Annotated in this window: 18 protein-coding genes; 8 read left to right on the top strand and 10 right to left on the bottom strand. The window is 37.9% G+C overall.

All coding sequences use genetic code 11. The annotated features are described in order from the left end of the window. Positions 1–43: 43 nt before the first annotated feature. The gene (locus EHQ16_RS11660) at positions 44–316 is read left to right on the top strand and encodes a hypothetical protein (protein ID WP_244242054.1); all 273 of its coding nucleotides are present in this window, start codon (positions 44–46) and stop codon (positions 314–316) included. 895 nt (positions 317–1,211) lie between these two features. Here the strand turns inward: EHQ16_RS11660 and EHQ16_RS11650 are convergent. Continuing rightward, positions 1,212–1,631: a hypothetical protein gene (locus EHQ16_RS11650; RefSeq protein WP_135631998.1), complete on the bottom strand. Its 420-nt coding sequence runs from the start codon at positions 1,629–1,631 to the stop codon at positions 1,212–1,214. 373 nt (positions 1,632–2,004) lie between these two features. Here EHQ16_RS11650 and EHQ16_RS11645 point away from each other — a divergent pair, with 373 nt between their 5' ends. Then, entirely contained in the window at positions 2,005–2,418 is a 414-nt protein-coding gene (locus tag EHQ16_RS11645; RefSeq protein ID WP_135631999.1) for a hypothetical protein, read from the top strand. A 205-nt stretch (positions 2,419–2,623) separates the two neighbouring features. Here the strand turns inward: EHQ16_RS11645 and EHQ16_RS11640 are convergent, their stop codons facing one another. The 4 genes from EHQ16_RS11640 to sthA form a co-directional block, all read right to left on the bottom strand. Beyond that, on the bottom strand, positions 2,624–3,169 hold the full coding sequence (locus EHQ16_RS11640) for a hypothetical protein (protein ID WP_135632000.1): 546 nt from the start codon (positions 3,167–3,169) through the stop codon (positions 2,624–2,626). Between the two features lie 80 nt (positions 3,170–3,249). After that, positions 3,250–4,296 carry a FecR domain-containing protein gene (locus tag EHQ16_RS11635; protein ID WP_135632001.1) on the bottom strand — a complete coding sequence of 349 codons (1,047 nt, stop codon included), beginning with the start codon at positions 4,294–4,296 and terminating at the stop codon, positions 3,250–3,252. 4 nt (positions 4,297–4,300) lie between these two features. Further along, positions 4,301–4,798, bottom strand: a complete 498-nt coding sequence (locus EHQ16_RS11630) for an RNA polymerase sigma factor (RefSeq protein WP_135632002.1) — start codon at positions 4,796–4,798, stop codon at positions 4,301–4,303. Between the two features lie 125 nt (positions 4,799–4,923). Further along, positions 4,924–6,327 carry a Si-specific NAD(P)(+) transhydrogenase gene (gene sthA, locus EHQ16_RS11625; RefSeq protein WP_135632003.1) on the bottom strand — a complete coding sequence of 468 codons (1,404 nt, stop codon included), beginning with the start codon at positions 6,325–6,327 and terminating at the stop codon, positions 4,924–4,926. 173 nt (positions 6,328–6,500) lie between these two features. On the opposite strand from sthA, the gene EHQ16_RS11620 reads away from it, so the two are divergent. The 3 genes from EHQ16_RS11620 (at position 6,501) to EHQ16_RS11610 (ending at position 10,482) form a co-directional block, all read left to right on the top strand. Further along, positions 6,501–9,272 carry an adenylate/guanylate cyclase domain-containing protein gene (locus EHQ16_RS11620; protein ID WP_135632004.1) on the top strand — a complete coding sequence of 924 codons (2,772 nt, stop codon included), beginning with the start codon at positions 6,501–6,503 and terminating at the stop codon, positions 9,270–9,272. 117 nt (positions 9,273–9,389) lie between these two features. Further along, on the top strand, positions 9,390–10,025 hold the full coding sequence (locus EHQ16_RS11615) for a peroxiredoxin (protein ID WP_135601081.1): 636 nt from the start codon (positions 9,390–9,392) through the stop codon (positions 10,023–10,025). 43 nt (positions 10,026–10,068) lie between these two features. Then, positions 10,069–10,482, top strand: coding sequence for an OsmC family protein (locus EHQ16_RS11610; RefSeq protein WP_135632005.1), 414 nt, complete (start codon positions 10,069–10,071; stop codon positions 10,480–10,482). A gap of 92 nt (positions 10,483–10,574) precedes the next feature. On the opposite strand, the gene EHQ16_RS11605 is transcribed toward EHQ16_RS11610, so the two are convergent. From EHQ16_RS11605 to dinB, 3 genes are read right to left on the bottom strand one after another with little or no spacing between them, the layout of a single operon-like run. Then, positions 10,575–11,333 (bottom strand): DUF547 domain-containing protein, encoded by a 759-nt coding sequence (locus EHQ16_RS11605; RefSeq protein ID WP_135632006.1) that lies wholly within the window; start codon positions 11,331–11,333, stop codon positions 10,575–10,577. 55 nt (positions 11,334–11,388) lie between these two features. Then, positions 11,389–12,090 carry an alpha/beta hydrolase gene (locus EHQ16_RS11600; RefSeq protein WP_135632007.1) on the bottom strand — a complete coding sequence of 234 codons (702 nt, stop codon included), beginning with the start codon at positions 12,088–12,090 and terminating at the stop codon, positions 11,389–11,391. 3 nt (positions 12,091–12,093) lie between these two features. Next, entirely contained in the window at positions 12,094–13,170 is a 1,077-nt protein-coding gene (gene dinB / locus EHQ16_RS11595; protein ID WP_135632008.1) for a DNA polymerase IV, read from the bottom strand. A 76-nt stretch (positions 13,171–13,246) separates the two neighbouring features. Between dinB and EHQ16_RS11590 the strand changes: the two genes are divergently transcribed. Then, positions 13,247–14,380, top strand: a complete 1,134-nt coding sequence (locus EHQ16_RS11590) for a PP2C family protein-serine/threonine phosphatase (RefSeq protein ID WP_208742288.1) — start codon at positions 13,247–13,249, stop codon at positions 14,378–14,380. Continuing rightward, on the top strand, positions 14,377–16,377 hold the full coding sequence (locus EHQ16_RS11585) for a PAS domain-containing sensor histidine kinase (protein ID WP_135632010.1): 2,001 nt from the start codon (positions 14,377–14,379) through the stop codon (positions 16,375–16,377). The genes EHQ16_RS11590 and EHQ16_RS11585 overlap by 4 nt, the downstream gene beginning before the upstream one ends. Here EHQ16_RS11585 and EHQ16_RS11580 read toward each other — a convergent pair. Continuing rightward, positions 16,361–16,756 (bottom strand): ExbD/TolR family protein, encoded by a 396-nt coding sequence (locus EHQ16_RS11580; protein ID WP_135632011.1) that lies wholly within the window; start codon positions 16,754–16,756, stop codon positions 16,361–16,363. The two genes, EHQ16_RS11585 and EHQ16_RS11580, sit on opposite strands and share 17 nt — an antisense overlap. After that, complete coding sequence (locus tag EHQ16_RS11575) at positions 16,753–17,217, bottom strand: MotA/TolQ/ExbB proton channel family protein (protein WP_208742287.1); 465 nt, start codon at positions 17,215–17,217, stop codon at positions 16,753–16,755. Before EHQ16_RS11575 ends, EHQ16_RS11580 begins: the two co-directional genes overlap by 4 nt. Positions 17,218–17,233: 16 nt before the next feature. On the opposite strand from EHQ16_RS11575, the gene EHQ16_RS11570 reads away from it, so the two are divergent. Continuing rightward, positions 17,234–17,965: a ubiquinone/menaquinone biosynthesis methyltransferase gene (locus tag EHQ16_RS11570; protein WP_135632012.1), complete on the top strand. Its 732-nt coding sequence runs from the start codon at positions 17,234–17,236 to the stop codon at positions 17,963–17,965. Positions 17,966–18,078 lie beyond the last annotated feature (113 nt).

Genomic DNA, 18,078 nt, shown 5'->3' with positions numbered 1-18,078 from the left:
CACAGGCTGCACCTTGTTTGGTGAACCAAAACAAAACCAACCAATGAAACCGATACAAGAAAAGGGCTCTATGTTCAAAGAAGGTGAATACTTATTTGCAACGGAAGAGGGAGTCACAATCGAAGAATTGAGAACTCTTTTTGGTGAGTTTGGGATCACCAAACTAGAACCTCTAATTATTCGCGATCGAAGTTACCTTTTGGTTTTAAAAAATGATCCCGGGCTTCCAACAATGGAAAAGAAGGCCTCCGGGTTTGGGAAGATTCGATACATTGAAAGAAACCAAATCATGCAAAAATACAATACCAAACTTTAATCGCAAAGACTCGAGAAAAAGCTAAAACTAAAACCGCCTCCTATCTGTCTAACGGACAGTGCGCCTTTCGATATTATTTCTACTCATTCCCGTCCTTTTCCTATCCCATTGTTCCAAGACCAGCTCTTCCTATGAAGCTTGTGAACGGGCAGATTTGGATTATTTAGCATGTTCTCTAGTGGTGTACCAGTCGTATACTTATTGCGCAGAGTCCGCATCCGGTGTCTCGGGTTCTTCCGAGACAAAAGCAGCAGCCAAATTCCAATGTGACGCCGAACGACTGGTAGGTTCTTATTTATGTGAAGACATTAAGAAAAAAACCTGCGGAACGAAATGAAGTTACATATGGCACAGGTAGCAACTTTAAATTTCGTAGTTCCATAAACCATCCATTGTAGTGAAAATCCTGGTCCATCTGGATCGAAACTCATCTATTTTTTTGTAGATCATGATTATGAAACAATTGCTTAGGAAAGTTATCTTGAGGATGTGATCTAAAGTGTTACCGATGTGCCTTTCTATACAATAGCGTATCATCTGTTATGCGACATAAGATCAATTATGGGAAGTTACATATTGCCTCAAAATAGATAGTATCTCAAATCAAAATAATCTACAAAGAAACAACCGCCGGATGGATTCGGATGTGCCTCGCCAATTGGATCTAAGAGTGAAAATTTTTGGCGAAAAGCGATCCCGCTCTACGCTCCAATCTTTCGCGATGCGAAAGGATTTCCGCTACGATCGGTGGCAAAACGGTATCGGATGAATCAAGATCTTCTAAAGAACTAAACCATCCGATACTTAATCTTAAAGGGAAACGTATCTCCTTTCAAATGAATTCATCAATAGAAAATGGATGCCGTTCTCCTTATCAATTTTTACGACCTATAACTTAATTACAAGTGATAGCAGTGGAACCGATTTGGCAGTTATAGGTTTGCTTATCAATGTTGAAAGAAAATGAAGAAGAACAAATAGACAAGCTATTATTGTTAGTGAATGCCCTGACAGAATATTGCGTATTTGACGGAAACCCCATTAGATAAGTACTTTGAAGCCCAGTGTTACTGAATTGGGTAGATGTTGCTGCCGTTCCTTCACAATTAGCAGCACTATACACTGCGACATTATAATTTGTTGCATTGCTCAGTGCACCTGTTGAAGCAGTAATGTTTATATTACCTTTTACAGTAGAATTTACTAGTAGATAGGAACAAACGATATCTTCAGCGCATGCTGTTTCTTTTTTTTTCTCACAATTTAAAACCAAAGCCAATGCACCTACGATAAACAAAACTTTAATTATTCTCATATAACCCTTAAATAAATTAATTTTGAATGCTTCAAATACGACGTACAACCTAACGGAGGCGACGTTATAGTCAGCAAACTATGATTAGTTTGAAATTATATAATTCACCTGGTCAATGAAATTTAAAATTCAGTGTCAAAAACATTGCGCACTTTTTTAGTTGTTTTTGATATAAAATAGATGGAGATGCAATAATTGAAATGTAGCGCTTGTTATTACTTTATAAATTTTTATTATTTTTTCTGTTGTATGCAATAAAATGGTAACTACTTATTTTGCTGATTCAGAATTCAAATCGCAAAAACTAGATTTACAAAGAATGTCGTTTAGTATAAAATCAAGTCTTTCTCTAATCCATTACAAGGGTAAGTCAATGATCAAGGTTTTGAAAATTATAGTTTTTGTTTTACTTGGTATCGTCTTAGGAAGTATCGTGAATATGGGAATCATCATGGTTAGTGGGAAAATCATTCCGCCCCCAGAAGGAGCTGATGTTACCACAATGGAAGGTTTAAAAGCATCCATCCATCGATTCGAACCCAAACATTTTCTATTTCCATTTTTGGCCCATGCACTCGGCACCTTGGTTGGGTCTGGATTTGTTTCTCGGTTTGTGACCTCTCATGCTCTACTTTCTTCATTTGTAGTTGGAATTTTTTTCCTTATTGGTGGAACCATCAACATTCTGATGTTACCTTCTCCCCTTTGGTTTATTGCCCTAGACTTAGTTGGTGCTTATCTACCAATGAGTTACTTGGGTTGGTTGGTTTTCCAAAAGAAAGAATAGAATTCACAAAGTGGATTGTGATAAGAATCCAAGTGCAAAACACGAACAAATAAGAAGAAAAAATGGAGGATCTAGAGACCGGATTGAAAGATTGGGAGAATTCTGCTAGGTGTAGTTTTTGGGAAAGAAAGCCCACAAGGCCCACCTCCACCACCCAATCAGGGCGGGGGCTCTTCCGGGGCAATGCGACATAGTTAAATTATGCTTACTTCTTCCCGCTATCAGCAACTCGTTTTTGGATGACTTCATTCAGCACTTCCACAAGTTCCTGAAATTCATCTCCCTTACGAATGCGAATGGTTTCAATGGGTTCGCCAGATGCCATCCTTTGTAAGGAACGTTTGATACTAAAAACAGGACCTGCCATTTTATGAGATTTAAAAACAGAAAACACTGTGATTAAAAGTAAATACAATACAGACAGTGTGACCACTGCATCAAATTGAATGGTATACATATTCAATTGATGGTCGTAGTTAGGTAGGTAAATTTCACGAGGCACAAATTTCTCTTTCGCTTCGCCTGGATCTGCATCTTCATTTTCCACTTTCCAAAACACAGTTTGTGCATCTTGGCGGAGTCGAAATACTGCACCACCATCGTATTTAGATTGATTCAACCAATAAAGAAAACCTAAAGTCACAAGAACTCCAGAGATAAACAAAAGAGAATAATGAGCTAAAAACTTTAACTGGAATTCTTTATCGATAAGATAGTGAAAGCGAAAGGTTTTTTTGTGATTCTGAGACATGATTTCTTTTAAGGTATTCCCCTAGGGTGTTAGGGAAGACCTTCTCAGAAAAAGACAAAATTGTCAAAAACTTATAAAGATTAACGGATTTTTTCTGTTTCTAAAATCTTTTGGATCGGGATTTCGATAAGTCCTTCCAATCCTTTGAAGTGGAGATGAGTTTCTGATTGTCCAAGGATCACACCTCTGTATTCGGTTCCATCTTCCAATCGTACTAGTTCTAATCTTGCATGTTCTTCATACAGTTTTGACTCACGAGCAAGGACAGTTTGGGTTTGGAAGGCTTTGAGTTCCTTTTCTTCTTTCGAATTGACTGGTGAGGCAGTAGCGGCCACCGGTTCCCCTAGTTTGACAGCCGTTTGTTGTTTTGCTGATAGAACTAAATCTCCTACGGCAACAGAACCTTCTCTTACAGCAACCAACTCAGTGGTTCCATCAAATTGGACACTAAAAACAGTCCCTCTAACTTGCGTAAGGTGCTCGCCGGCTTGGACAACAAATTGGCTGTCTTTCGATAGTTTCGAAACAGAGGCAAATAACTTGCCTTTTTTAACAGAAAACTTTTGTGATTGGGCTTCGTTTGTTTTTTCAATTAAGTCGATAACCACTTCTGAATTTGGAGTGATTCGCATCCAAGATCCTGTTTCAAAATCCAAATCAATCTGTGCGGATCCTTCGGTAATGACAACGTCCCCCGAAGCCAATTGATAACTTTTGACGAGTGGCACTGGATTAGAACTTCCTTCGGGGAGGACAGAAACCTTTCCTTTAATAGAAGAAACGATGACTTTTAGAGGAGAACTGATTTCTTTCGATGATTTAGCATTAGATACATTTGCTAGATCGGTTCCGTTTGTTTTTGAGGAATTTGGATTCAGTAAAAAAAACAAAAATATTGTAGCAGCAAGCGAGAGAACAGATCCCCCCACAACAGCAAGGCCTAATGGTTTGCGAAAAAAAGATACTACATTGGAATTGGAAACTGACTTAGGATTGTACTCGAATTGGATGTTTCGTTTGGAGACAACTTCCCAAGATGGAAATTCTCTGGACTCAGTCACCTTTGAAGGTTTTCGTAAGAGTTCTTCCCATTTAGCGATTGTATGTTGCTTATCAAATTCGTTCATTGATTTAATCCGGTACCAGATTCTCTCTCTTAGCAATTGCTAACACCTTCTCCGTGGCCCTAATGACCAAACGAGAAGCCGTAGAAACCGAAACACCCAAAACTTCAGCGATTTGCACCAGCTGAAATCCTTCCACATTTTTAAGTAACAGAGCAGAACGTTCCTCTTCCGACAACTCCACTAAAAAAGAATAGAGCCTGTCTTCTAAGTCCTGATATTCGGCTTTTGTTTCCAATTTAGGATTGTGGCTATGAAATTCGATTTCATCAGAAACAATCTCTCTTGTGGTAGAAAACTTTTTAGCATAATTAATCGACAAATTGCGAGCAATCGTATATAAAACCATGACGGACTTCTCTTCCGAGAGACCGGCATCGCCGTAGTGCTTATGGAAACTTAAGAAGCTATCTTGCATCAAATCCATCGCCGTGTCCGCATTTTGAGTGTACTTGTAGAGGAAGTCATAAATACGTTTATGGCTTCTTTCATAAATTTGACTCATAGAGACAGCTTTGTCTGACACAATCTTGTATGTGTTGGTAAAACCGAGTCTCTGACAAGTAAAATCCCGTTCCTCTCTATAAAAGTAAACAACCGGGATAGGTCAGATTCTCATGGAAACCAAGATTATTTTTCTCTTAAAAGGGCGTCATTCGCGGCATTTTTATAAGCCCCAATCATTGTTGGGTAATTAAAAATGTGTTCGGTGAAGTACTCAATGGGTGCCTTGAGATTTACCACACACTGTCCAAGGGCAATGAGTTCCGTTGCCTTGTCCGAAATGATGTGAACACCCAAAACTCGTCTGGATTGTTTGTCAAAAAGGATTTTTAAAAGTCCTACTTGGTCTCCACTGATTTGGGCACGAGTGATGGTATCAAACTTTGCCATACCCACTCCATAAGAAACCCCTCGAGCTTTGAGTGCTTCTTCTGTAGGTCCAATGGTTGCGATTTCTGGTAATGTATAAATTCCAATAGGAAATTCTTCTGCATCCACTGGAACTGATGGATGACCAAACATATGCTTTGCGACATAGGCACCTTGGTACATAGACACGGAGGCCAAACTGGGGAATCCAATCACATCACCACAGGCATAAATATTGGAAACATTGGTTTGGTAGTTTTCGTTCACTAAAATTTGTTTTCTGTCATTGGGAATGATTCCAACAGATTCTAATCCTAAATTGTCAACATTCCCCAATCGACCCCGAGAAATTAGAACCTGGTTGACACGAACCACTTCACCTTTGTTAGTTGTGAGTTCATACCCATCTTCATTGGGAAGTTTTTTATAATTTGTAATCGAAGAATCAACATGGATGGATATCCCTGATTGTTGCATGATCCGAGTCATTTCATTGGATACGTCTTCATCCAAAAATCCAAGAATCCGGCTCTGCGAATCAAAGAGATGAACTTGCACTCCAATATGAGAAAAAATAGTAGCATATTCGGAACCAATGATCCCTGCTCCCACCACTGCGAGAGAGGTAGGCATCTTTTTCATGGCAAAGAGCCCATCGCTATCATAAACCAATCCATCTTCAAAAGGAATGTTTTCGTTTGCGGGTCTACGTGGACTACTCCCTGTAGCAATTAGGATATTTTCTGTTTCGTAGACTTTTTTTCTACCAGCAGAGTCTGTCACTTCTACATGATGGGCATCGATGATTTGTCCCCAACCAGTTAGGGTTGTCACACGATTTTCAATCATTTGTTCTCGAGTCACATCCTCTTCTTTTTCAATGACTGTGGATGCGCGAAACATAAGCTCTTGCAAAGTGAGTGTTGCCGTTTGCGGAGATTGGAGTCCATGAAGTTTGGACAACTTTAAGTTCCGGTAGAAGCGGCTTGTTTCTTGTAAAGATTTGGAAGGGATGGTTCCGTAATGAACACAACCACCACCCAAGTAAGGGTCTTTTTCAATGATGGCTGCTTTTTTTCCCATTTTGCTTGCTTGGATAGCAGCTTTTTGTGCGGCAGGACCGCCCCCGATGGCGAGTAAATCAAAACGATTGATGGACATTTGCTACAAAAACCATACCGATACATAGGAAAATAGCAAGCAAAATTGAAAGAACCATCCAAGGTCAAAATCAAATCCTTTTTCGCCTAACAAAGTACAAAATGAAATACAAAAAACCTTGCCTTGGAAACTCATAGTTCCATGTTTCATCCATCCCTATGGAATTCTTCAAAATGATCCGATCTGGACTCACTTTAGTCTGGAAAATTCTTTCCGAAGGAATTAGAGCCAAACTTGCTTGGTTTACGGGCACCCTAATTGCCCTAACCATCCTATTACTTTCCATCATCACTGTCCGCCAACAAACGGCAATCCTGTCCGAAAGTTATGAAAAACAAGCAGCCGTTTCCAAAAACTTTATCGCTAGTTTGGTTATGGAGATTGAGAATATATCGCAAAACTTAATCCGAATTGAAGAATTTAAGTTAAGAATCGAAAGGCAACGTGTTGAATTAAAAAAATACAGAACTGCCAAAGTTGTTACAAAAAAGAAAACTGTTTCGGTATTTGGATTCCAAACCAATTTATTTGGATCGCTCGGAACATCCAAAGTAGTTAAGAAAGTAGATACTTTTTTTTCCGTTTATCTCACAAAAGATGATGTAGATGTTTTAGAAAAAGAAATACGCCAACAACTTCGGGAAGCATCCAACAGAAACATCAGTGAAAGAGAATGGAACACTCTGGTTCACCTTGCCTCTTCTTATGTTTTGGGAGAAGAAAAATATTTAGAAGCCCAAAAACAAACTCCTCCTGAAAACCCAGAGGAAAAAGCCAGTTGGGACACCAATGTTAAAAATCTAAAAAAAGAAATTCGAAATCATAAATCACAATTGGATCTTTTCATTGCCAAGTTCTATGCTGATTCCAAAAAAAGAAAACTAGAAGAACTGGGTCTTGACACTCAACTCTTTAGAATCCAAACCTTTCCTCTTTCTGCCATGATCCAAGGAGAAACCTCTCTTGCTTCTTTTGATACACAAATCATAGACAACACTTCTCCTTTGGCAAAAATTGATCAGTTTGATCAAATGGAAGAAAGTCTTGTGGAATCTTTCCAACGTCTTTCGGATGATATTTCCTCTTTAGATGAAAACGAAAAACAATATGTTTACGAATGGCAAGAGAGAGAAATCCAAGCCCTCCACTCTCCCCTATTCCGTCATCAGAATTCGACAAAAAGAGCATTTAACCTAAGTAGTGTTAAATCTAGCTTAGGGGATTATCGAGAAGTCATTAAGGAAGATTATCGTATCACCAATGAGCTAAACATTCTCATTCCAAAACTACGAGAACGGATTCAAACTTTAAAAAACGCAAAACCGCCTATCCCACCGGCTAAGGACAAACTCTTCACAAGTTTTTATAAATCATATAACGAACTCATTGATGAAAGAGATAAAATCTTTGATGAAGTAACCACAAACTATCCAATTGCAGCAGAAAACTGGGAAAAAATTGAGGCTTTACGAAGTTTACGAGATGTAACTTTGGAAGATTGGATTTTGATGAAATTCAAAACAGATCCCACCGAATACGAACGTTATTACCAAGATCCAGATGCCAGAGAAACACAAAGGAATCGTTGGAGGGCCATTCGTAAATGGATTAGTTCTGCTGAACAAGAAACCCCAACAAAAGAATTGAAAAAACTTTTCCCGGATGGAAGTTTTGGCCATTCCCGAAGTGAATCCGAAGAAATTATGTGGAAGTTAGATGGGACTCATCTTTTGGAATCAGAGAATGTTCCAAACTTAGTGTTACGTGATAACTTTTCTGGCCTCATCCGCACCTTAGTCGATAGAACAGACGGGATTCGTGCGATCAAAGACAATCGAAATCAAATTGTATTCACTGCCATTACGATCTGTCTCGTGGCAATTGTATTTGCGATTTTTATCTCCGGTGTTGTGGTTCAAAAAATTAGAAAGATCATCAGAAGTGCCGAAGATGTGGGCCAAGGGAATCTCCATGTTCATTTTGACGATGGCGGCAATGATGAATTTGGGAACCTAACTGTTGCACTCAACCAAATGGTTTCGGGTTTAAAAGATCGTGAAAAAATGCGCGGGGTTCTTGGAAGTATGGTGGACCCAGTGGTTGTGGGAGAAGCACTCAAAGATTTAGAAAAACTAAAACAAGGAAGTGAAAAAATCATCACTGCATTTTTTTCCGATATCGCAGGTTTTAGTGCCATCTCAGAAAAACTAAATTCAAAAGAACTCGCGAATTTATTAAACGAATACTTATCAGCCATGACCATCATCCTCAAACACCATGATGGGGTTTTGGACAAATACATTGGGGATGCGATTGTCGGCGTTTTTAATGCCCCACTCGATGTAGAAAATCATTGTTTAAAAGCAGTTTCTGCGAGTGTAGAAATGCGGGATAAACTAGAAGTTCTAAAAAAAGAATGGAAAGAAGAAAATAAATACATCCCAGAAGCACATACGATGAAGTTCCGAATAGGGCTTAATATGGGTTATGCGAAAGTGGGATTTATGGGAACCGATGCATTGGCATCATACACCATGATGGGTGATACAGTCAACTTGGCTGCAAGACTCGAAGCCGCTGGAAAAGATTATGGAGTTTGTATTTTGGTTTCTGAGTTTGTTCAGGATGAAATCAAAGATCATTTTTTCACAAGGAAACTAGACATTGTGCGAGTAAAGGGAAAAACAAAACCAGTCACTCTCTACGAAGTTCGTGCGAAAAAAGGAGAAGAAAACGAGGAAGACCAGCAATTCGTTGAGGCTTATGAATCCGCCCTTTTCTCCTATTTGAACCGCAAGTTTGAGGAAGCAGGTAAAAAATTCTACACCCTTCTCACCACAAACGGTGACGAAGCCTGCAAACTCCTTTGGGAAAGATGCCAGTACTACCTCGAAACTCCACCGGATCCGGACTGGGATGGGGCCTTTACGCGGACTAAAAAGTAAGAAATCTGCGAAATATTTCAATAAAATGGAAATTTCATCCAATAAAGTATAACAAATTCTTGCCTTTTTGGACAAGAATTTTAGAATTGGAATAACTGATCTTACAGGAGAAAAACCATGGCACTACGTTTAGGCGACGAAGCACCGAATTTCCAAGCGGAAACCTCTGAAGGCAAAATTGACTTTCATGAATTTTTAGGACAAGGATGGGGGATTTTATTTTCTCACCCGAAAGACTACACTCCAGTTTGTACAACAGAACTCGGATATGTAGCAAAAATCAAACCAGAGTTCGAAAAACGAAATGTGAAAGTGATCGCACTTTCTGTTGATCCTGTGGACAGCCACAAAGGTTGGATCTCTGATATCAACGAAACTCAAGGTACAACAGTCAATTATCCTATCATTGCTGATGCGGACCGTAAAGTATCTAATCTTTATGATATGATCCACCCTAACGCAAGTGAAACCACTACGGTTCGTTCTGTATTTGTTGTCGGACCTGACAAAAAAGTAAAGTTAACTCTTACTTACCCTGCGTCTACTGGAAGAAACTTTGACGAACTTTTACGTGTGATTGACTCTTTACAACTCACTTCTCAGTTTAGCGTTGCTACTCCTGCGAACTGGAAAGACGGCGAAGACACAATCATCGTTCCTTCTGTTTCTGATGAAGATGCGAAGAAAAAATTCCCAAAAGGATTTAAAACCATCAAACCTTATTTACGTTACACTCCACAACCAAATAAGTAATTTTTACACTTGGCGGGTTCTCGCACCCGCCTATTTTATACTTATGAATATCAAACTGAATCGAATCGAATCTCCTTACGTTTTAGAAGCAAAGAATGAATCTGGTAATTCCATTCGTATCGATGCCTCCCCTGAAATTGGTGGAAAAAATTCTGGTCCAAGACCCATGGAACTTTTGATTATGGGACTTGCTGGATGCAGTAGCATTGATGTTCTGATGATTTTAGCTAAACATAGAATCGAAGTGAAAGACTATTCCGTAGAAGTAGATGCTGATAGAGAAAAAGTAGAAGAAGCCAATCTCTTTAAAAACATCCATTTGAAGTTTAAAATCGCGGGTGAATTTAAAGAAGAACAAGTAAAACGTGCGATTGATCTTAGTTTAGAAAAGTATTGTTCTGTTGCCAAAACACTTGAAAAAACCGCAAAAATCACTTACGAATTTGAGTTAGTTTAAGCATTTTTAAATCGATAAAAACTTTATTGTGCGTTCTATTTTAAAATCACCAAAGTAGGAAAAACCAAACTCCCCTACTTTGAATCAATTTTCTATTTTAATTCGTTTAGATCCCAGTTGTATTCATTATACACAATTTTTGCATCTGGTTTGATTGTTTCTTCAAACCCATCTTGCAAATATTGAATGAGAGTGGTTTTTTTAGTAAAATCTGTTTGGAACCAATTGAAGATTTTACTTAAGTACAAAGTGTTCGTTGTTTTATCGTAAGAGTTCTTTTTTGGATTTTTTAAGAATCCGAGTTTGGCTGATTGCAGTTGTTTTTCTAAATTAACCGCTGTGTATGCTTCCGAAGCTAAGTTAGGACAACCAATGGAGGCACAAACAATGGCAAAATGGATTCTTGGTTCGTTAAAATCCTTTCTTAACTTTTCATGTTCGATCCAATCAAGATGTCTGGATTTCCCAAGTAGAGAATAAAATTCTTTTTTCCAAGGGATGCCCCTTGCTAAATTGATTTTAGAAAACGGAGATCCAATTTCTGTAATACTCTCAATCGGATAATGGTCCAAAATGAGTTTTACTGTGAAGGCATTGTATGCGTTGATTAAAAAACTAATTTTTTCTTTTTCGTTAAAACCTTGGTATTGGGCCTCGGTCACTTTCGAAAGAGATTCTAAATATTGTTTAAAGGAACCTTCTTCCGACTGAATTCCTTTATAAGAAACAAATCCGTTTTTTACATTCTTTTTAAGAATCGAGTCCCAGACACTATGTTTATGATCGAACCCTTGGGCAGAAGCCCCTTGCCATAAACCAACACAAAGGAAAACAAGAAAAAAATGTTTCATCACAACCACCCGTTTGATTAGACAGATCCAAACTGGATTCTATCTGATAAAAAATTTACGATAAACTATTCAAATATCGACTGACACCTTGGATGACGGGTGCTGGGATTTCATGGCCACCATTAAAAGCTATAAATTCACCAAGAAGTCCAGAACTACGAAGTAATTTTTCGAGTTTTTTAGCATTCGCATAACCAAGTATAGGATCAAACTCACCATGTGATTGAAAAAAACGTAAAAGCGATTTTTTCGGAGCCAATTCTTTCCATAAAGATTCATTCACTAAAGCGCCGGAAAGAATCATAAGCCCCTTAGAAAGTTCCTCTTTTCGGAGAGTGAGGTCTGTCGCAAGCATGGCACCTTGTGAAAACCCACCTAAAATAAGTTGGTTCCAGGGCACTCCAATAGCATCTAACATCAAATAAGCGGCTTGTCTAGCGACATCCATACCTTCGGGGTCTTTATCTGCGAAATTTCTAAAATCATTTTTACGGATTGCTTCTTCCAAGGCTGCCATATCAATCGGAAACCAAGCACGACCGGAATAACCTGGCATCAGTGGAACACTCAAATGTCCATGTGGGAAAACCCAATTGAATTTTTGGTCTGTGACTAAAACTTCGTGAATGGGATATAAATCAAAGGCACTTGCCCCATAACCATGAAACAACACAACTGTTGGTGCGTCAGGGTCTCCTTTGACGCGAAGTACCTTTAATGGTCCGAGAGATTCTAAATCATTTTCATTATCTAACATAGTTTAACCGAAGAGTGAAGGTTGGTCCTTACTGATTGTATCTGTAGAAAAGTTGGTCACAGAAATCCCAAGAAGTCTGATTTTCCTAGATGGTTCGATATTTTCCTTCCATACTGTGGCCAATAGATTCGAGGATTGTTGGAAAAGATTGTCTGCCAAGTAGAAAACAGATTCGGATGAAATAGATTTTTGTTTTACAGTAAAATCTTCAAATTTGATTTTTAAGGTCAGTGTTTTTCCTTGTTTGTTTTTACGACCCATCCGCATTTCTAATTCCTTGGACAAATTTTCTAATGTGAGCAGTAAATAAGCAAAATCTTCTGAATCATGAGAAAAGGTTGTTTCCACTCCAATGGATTTGGGATCACGAAATGGAATCACTTCCCGATCATCCACTCCCCGTGCCATGCGGTAAAACACAGCTCCCATTTTTCCAAACTCTCTGACAAGATAGGACTCCTCTGCCTTTCGGAGATCTGACCCCTTGGTAAATCCTAATTGGGATAAACGTTCAAAAGTTTTTTTCCCAATCCCATGAAAGTTATATAAGGGGATATCGTTTAAAAACTTTTCTTCCTCACCAGGGAGAACCACATAAAGTCCGTTAGGTTTATTTTTTTCGGAAGCCATTTTGGCTAAAAATTTATTTTGAGCGACTCCTGCAGAACAAGTAAGCCCAGTGTTCTCAAAGATTTTTTTCCTAATTTCTTTGGCGATAGTGCTTGCTAATGGAATTTCTAATTTATTCGAAGTTACATCCAAATAAGCTTCATCTAGTGACAAAGGTTCTACCAAATCAGTATACTCTAAGAATATAGAACGAATTTCTTTTGAGATCGATTTATAAACTTCAAATCGGGGTGGAGTGAAAATGGCTTCCGGACAAAGTTTAAATGCTTGGAAACAAGGAATGGCAGAACGAACTCCAAATTTTCTTGCTTCATAACTGGCGGCGCATACGACTCCCCGTGAATGCGGAGATCCACCAACAACTACTGGTTTTCCACGCATTTCCGGAAAGTCTCTTTGTTCTACAGAAGCATAAAATGCGTCCATATCAATATGGATGATCTTTTTCATTTCTCTTGTCTCTTAGAATCAAACGATACCAAAAATCTCTTGCCAAATGTTTTTTACTCTCAATCCTTCATGAATTGTGCAGACAAAACAAGCAGCAAAAATTTTGGTTGTTGATGATAACGAAACAAATATTGAAATTATTACTCATATTTTACTTGGCCAAGGGTATGAAGTGGCGGTTGCCTATGATGGTGAATATGCTTTAGAACTCGCAGAAGCCTTAGATTTTGATTTAATTTTACTTGATATTTTGTTACCGGGGCTCAGTGGTCTTGATGTCGCAAAACGACTGCTTGCTACAGATAGGTCAAAAAACACTCCCATCCTTTTTTTATCTGCACTCAACGAAACTAGTGACATTGTCAAAGGTTTGGAAACAGGAGCTGTTGATTACATTACGAAACCTTTTCAAGAATCAGAAATCCTTGCCAGGATAAGGACTCATATCAAAATCAAAACCTTAGAGAAAGAAAGGATCGATCTTTTGCAAGCCATCCAGAAAGATTTGGAACTAGCAAAATCCAACCAAGAAAATTTAGTTACATTCCAGTTCCCTCCCTCGCCTCTTTACCAAATTTATACCTCTTACAAACCTATGGAACTTGTAGGAGGTGACCTCATCACCTACGATCTGTTACCTTCTGGTGATTTGGATATTTTATTTGGAGATGTAACAGGGCATGGAATTGCAGCGGCCATGGTTTCCCTAATGGCCATCATCACATTCAAAACCATGGACAAATCCTTTTTGTCACCAAGTGAAAGCCTATTTTGGATTCACAACACCCTCACCCCTCTCATCAGTACACATTTCATTAGTGCCATTTATTTAAGATACAAAGCTGAAGAAAATTTGCTCTCCTACTCCATGGCCGGACATCATAATATGTTCCTACTCCGAGATAAAAACATAATCAAACTAGGAACCAAAGGATTTTGTCTGATGATGTTTCCCGACCAACTCAATACAGAAAATGAAGATATTTTTTTAAAGGCGGGAGATCGATTGTTTTTATTTTCTGATGGAATGTTTGAAGTTCCTAATGATAAAGAAGAATATTTAGGAGATCAAAAATTTCAAACGCTGATTGAATCCAGGATTCATCTTTCCTCTCAGGAGTTTTTGGAATCTGTTCAAAAGGAAGTTTTGAGTTTTTCTGGTGGCAAAGTTGCCGATGACATGACAATGTTACTTTTGGAAATTAAATGATCACTGGAATCGTAATAACCCTCTTCACCTTTGGATTGTTATTACTCACTTACTATTATTATCATGCCTATTTAAGGGAAAAAAAACTTAGGTTAATCCTTTTCAGAAAAAATTTAAGTAACTCTGAGGAAATTGAACGTACCATCAGAGAAAAAGAAAAACAATACCAAGATATCTACGATACAGCAAACTCCATCATCATTCGTTGGAGTCCTGATTTTAAAATCCATTCCATCAATCCCTATGCGGAAGAATTTTTTCAAACCACAAAGGACCTAGCAGAAGGTAAAGATGTGGTATTAGATTTATTTCAAATCCCATTAGAAAAATCTAACGAAGTAAAATCTCGATTATGGAATATCTTTCATAGACCAGAACAAAATATCCGCCAAGAGTATGATGTTTTTATTGGAGAAAGTGACAAAAGAACCGTTACTTGGTCCAACCGAATTTTAAAAAATGAATTTGGATACCCTTACGAAGTATTATCCATTGGGAATGATATCACCAATCGTAAAATTGCCGAAGAAAATTTGATGAAATCCTATGAAAGGATTTTGGATCTATATAACAATGCTCCGTGTGGGTATCATTCACTCGACAAAGACAATATCATTGTTTCTATCAATGATACAGAATTAGACTGGTTAGGTTATGCCAGAGAAGAAGTTGTTGGGAATTTTAAATTTAATGATTTAATGACAGAAAGTAGCCAAGACAAATACAGACTCATAACCAATTCTTTTCCTAACGAAAATTTAACTGGTGTTGAATTGGAGTTTGTGAGAAAAGACAAAACTACATTTTTTATTAGTTTAAATTCTACTGCCACTTTTGACAAAGATGGGAACTTTATCATTAGTAAATCCACTGTATTCGATATTACTGATCGTAAAATCGCAGAAGACAAGTTAAACGACTACTCGCAAAAAATCCAACTCCAAAACAAAAGACTCCAGAAAGCAGTGGAAGCTGCCATCAAAGCAAACCGCTCAAAATCGGTTTTTTTCTCAAAAATCACACATGAACTAAGAACTCCCCTCCATGCTGTGATTGGATTTTCGCAAATTTTAGAAAAAGATCCAATCCTTCCGGGCCATTTAAAAGGGTATGTTAATTCTCTTTATGATAATGGAGTGCACTTACTCGGTATGATCAATGATATTTTGGATTTAGCAAAAATTGAAGCAGGTAAGATGACAGAATCAAGAGAACAATTTTCCCTTGTCCAACTTTGGGACACTTTGTTCTCTATGTTTTCTTATCGTTTTTCTGAAAAATCAATTAGTTTAGAACTCATTGGAGCTGAAAATATATCTTCCTCTTTTTATGAAGCCGATTTACAGAAAATTCGCCAAATTCTTGTTAATTTACTTGGGAATGCCTTAAAGTTTACAAACCAAGGTTCTGTCAGTTTAGAAATCAAAATAGAAAGTAACCCAGAACAATCTTTTGATACAGTTAGATTCATTGTAAAAGATTCTGGAATTGGAATTCCAGGTGACCAATTACATTCTATTTTTGAAGCTTTCCAACAAACAGAACAAGGAAGTTCTTATAAAGAAGGAACAGGACTTGGTCTTTCCATCTGCCAACAACTAGTTGAATTTTTAGGAGGAACCATACACGTAAAAAGTTCTGTGGGAGCTGGTTCTGAATTTTCTTTTGAGATTCCATTGACACGGTTACAAGAAGTTCCTGAAAGTTTAAAACAAAAATCAAAACTAGGACCTATCCATACAAACGAAATCATTCAAACGGCTAAACAAGAAGAATCGGAAGCAGAAATTGTTCAAAGTTTTTTGAATTTTTCCTCTCCTGAACTAAAAAAGGAAATTTTAAAATTGATTAGGATACAAAACTTTGGCCAACTAACGGAAGTTTTAAACGCAATTCAAACAGAAGACAAAGGAAAAAAAATATTAGAACAAAAAGTTCAAAACAAAAAATATAAATTTTTAATCGATTTATTACAAACCTCTAATCCTTTTGAGTGACAATGTCTATTTTTTGATACCCTTTCGATTTTAATAAATCTGTTACCAAAACAAAAACCCCAAACTCCACCTTTTGGTCCACTTCTAAAACAATCCTAGATTTTCCATCTTCGTTTTCCGTAATTAGATTTGTTAGAGATTCTTTTGTGGTTTCCTTCCCATCAATATAAACAATTCCTAATTGGTTGATTTGGATTTTAAACTTAGGTGATTCCTCTCCAATGGATTCCGTTTTGGTTTTAGGAAGGTCAAGTTGTAAGGTTGAAGTTGTCTCTGTAAACCGAACTGCTAACATTAAAAAGATGAGTAGGATAAAAAGTACATCTATCAAACTACTAATGTCAATGGAAGAATAAGAACTAGATTTACGAAGTTTCATTGTGGATTCGAAAAATCTTTGACTAGTAGTTCCGAAATGTGGCGGATTTTGTTTTCTGCAAATCTATGAAAGTACAAAGAGGGAATCGCAACCAAAAGACCGGCAATTGTTGTGTTCAGTGCATCTTTGATTCCACCTGCGAGTACTTCTAAACTCACTTTCCCTTGGGCTTCCATTGCACCAAAGGCAGAATTAATTCCAATCACCGTTCCAAGTAATCCGAGAAGCATGGCAAGAGATGCGAGTGTCGGCAACCATTGGATGGTTCTTTCCAGTGGAGAAAAAAATAATTCCAATTCTTGTTCTGTTGGCTCTTTCGGAAAAACTTCCGACCGAAATTGTTTTCCTTCTAATTTTTTAAGTCCAAGAACGATTCGAAAGAAAAAATAGAAGGATGTGAGTGAAAAACAAAAAAGAAGAATAAAAATCAAAATTGCGGGAATTGAAAATGTCCAATTCATGGATGTATCGACCTCTATGAACCAATACCAACTGCCATCCCAAGAAAAGAAACCGGAATATGTAAGAACGAATTTTGATGGAATTGCCAGAGCCTACGATAGGTTCAACGACTGGAATAGTTTTTTCTTACACAGAATTTGGAAGGATTGGGTGGTCAGAGAGGCCAAAAAGAGTGTTCCTTTGGCCAAATCCGCCCTGGACCTTTGCTGTGGGACAGGAGACATTACGCTACGCCTTTCCCAAGATCCAAACCTAGAACAGGTAGTAGGTCTCGATTTTTCGGAAAAGATGTTGTCTTTTGCCATCCACAAGATTCCGGAAAACCCCAGGGTGAAACTCCTTCTGGGAGATGCCATGAACCTTAGCCAGTTTGCCGATGGGAGTTTTGATCTGGTAACAATGGGTTTTGGCCTTCGTAACGTATCCGATATCAAAAAATGTTTAAATGAGATCAAACGAGTGCTAAAGAAAGATGGAGTGTTTGTGAATTTGGATGTGGGACGAGTGCGACCCAAATTCTTGAAATACTTCGCTGATTTTTACTTTTTCAAAATAGTGCCTATATTCGGGTATTTACTCTATGGAAAGGAGAATGAGATGTTTGATTACCTCCCTCATTCATCTAAAGCCTACCCAGACCAAGAGACCCTCGCAGAAATTTTAAAAGAAGTTGGGTTTCAGAATGTACGGTTCCAAAATTTTGTATTTGGGAATGCAGTGGCTCACGTAGCAAAAAAAGAATCCTAGAATATAAAAATGCCTTTATGTCTGATTTTGCGGGCAATTTGTTCATTTTTTTTAAACTCTGTTCGTACATTCCCCAAAAAATCCAATGGATTTCCCTAAATTATTTTAAATCG

It is taken from the genome of Leptospira kanakyensis (assembly GCF_004769235.1).
Classification (GTDB): Bacteria; Spirochaetota; Leptospiria; order Leptospirales; family Leptospiraceae; genus Leptospira_A; species Leptospira_A kanakyensis.
The sequence above is the reverse complement of the archived record's forward strand: the minus strand, read 5'-3'. Positions and strand labels throughout refer to the sequence as shown.

Coding starts and splice junctions, on each gene's coding strand:
- EHQ16_RS11605 (WP_135632006.1), bottom strand. CDS start 11,333: ATGAAACATTTTTTTCTTGTTTTCCTTTGTGTTGGTTTATGGCAAGGG.
- EHQ16_RS11640 (WP_135632000.1), bottom strand. CDS start 3,169: ATGTCTCAGAATCACAAAAAAACCTTTCGCTTTCACTATCTTATCGAT.
- EHQ16_RS11620 (WP_135632004.1), top strand. CDS start 6,501: ATGATCCGATCTGGACTCACTTTAGTCTGGAAAATTCTTTCCGAAGGA.
- EHQ16_RS11615 (WP_135601081.1), top strand. CDS start 9,390: ATGGCACTACGTTTAGGCGACGAAGCACCGAATTTCCAAGCGGAAACC.
- EHQ16_RS11610 (WP_135632005.1), top strand. CDS start 10,069: ATGAATATCAAACTGAATCGAATCGAATCTCCTTACGTTTTAGAAGCA.
- EHQ16_RS11585 (WP_135632010.1), top strand. CDS start 14,377: ATGATCACTGGAATCGTAATAACCCTCTTCACCTTTGGATTGTTATTA.
- dinB (WP_135632008.1), bottom strand. CDS start 13,170: ATGAAAAAGATCATCCATATTGATATGGACGCATTTTATGCTTCTGTA.
- EHQ16_RS11645 (WP_135631999.1), top strand. CDS start 2,005: ATGATCAAGGTTTTGAAAATTATAGTTTTTGTTTTACTTGGTATCGTC.
- EHQ16_RS11630 (WP_135632002.1), bottom strand. CDS start 4,798: ATGAGTCAAATTTATGAAAGAAGCCATAAACGTATTTATGACTTCCTC.
- EHQ16_RS11635 (WP_135632001.1), bottom strand. CDS start 4,296: ATGAACGAATTTGATAAGCAACATACAATCGCTAAATGGGAAGAACTC.
- sthA (WP_135632003.1), bottom strand. CDS start 6,327: ATGTCCATCAATCGTTTTGATTTACTCGCCATCGGGGGCGGTCCTGCC.
- EHQ16_RS11660 (WP_244242054.1), top strand. CDS start 44: ATGAAACCGATACAAGAAAAGGGCTCTATGTTCAAAGAAGGTGAATAC.
- EHQ16_RS11600 (WP_135632007.1), bottom strand. CDS start 12,090: ATGTTAGATAATGAAAATGATTTAGAATCTCTCGGACCATTAAAGGTA.
- EHQ16_RS11580 (WP_135632011.1), bottom strand. CDS start 16,756: ATGAAACTTCGTAAATCTAGTTCTTATTCTTCCATTGACATTAGTAGT.
- EHQ16_RS11575 (WP_208742287.1), bottom strand. CDS start 17,217: ATGAATTGGACATTTTCAATTCCCGCAATTTTGATTTTTATTCTTCTT.
- EHQ16_RS11650 (WP_135631998.1), bottom strand. CDS start 1,631: ATGAGAATAATTAAAGTTTTGTTTATCGTAGGTGCATTGGCTTTGGTT.
- EHQ16_RS11570 (WP_135632012.1), top strand. CDS start 17,234: ATGAACCAATACCAACTGCCATCCCAAGAAAAGAAACCGGAATATGTA.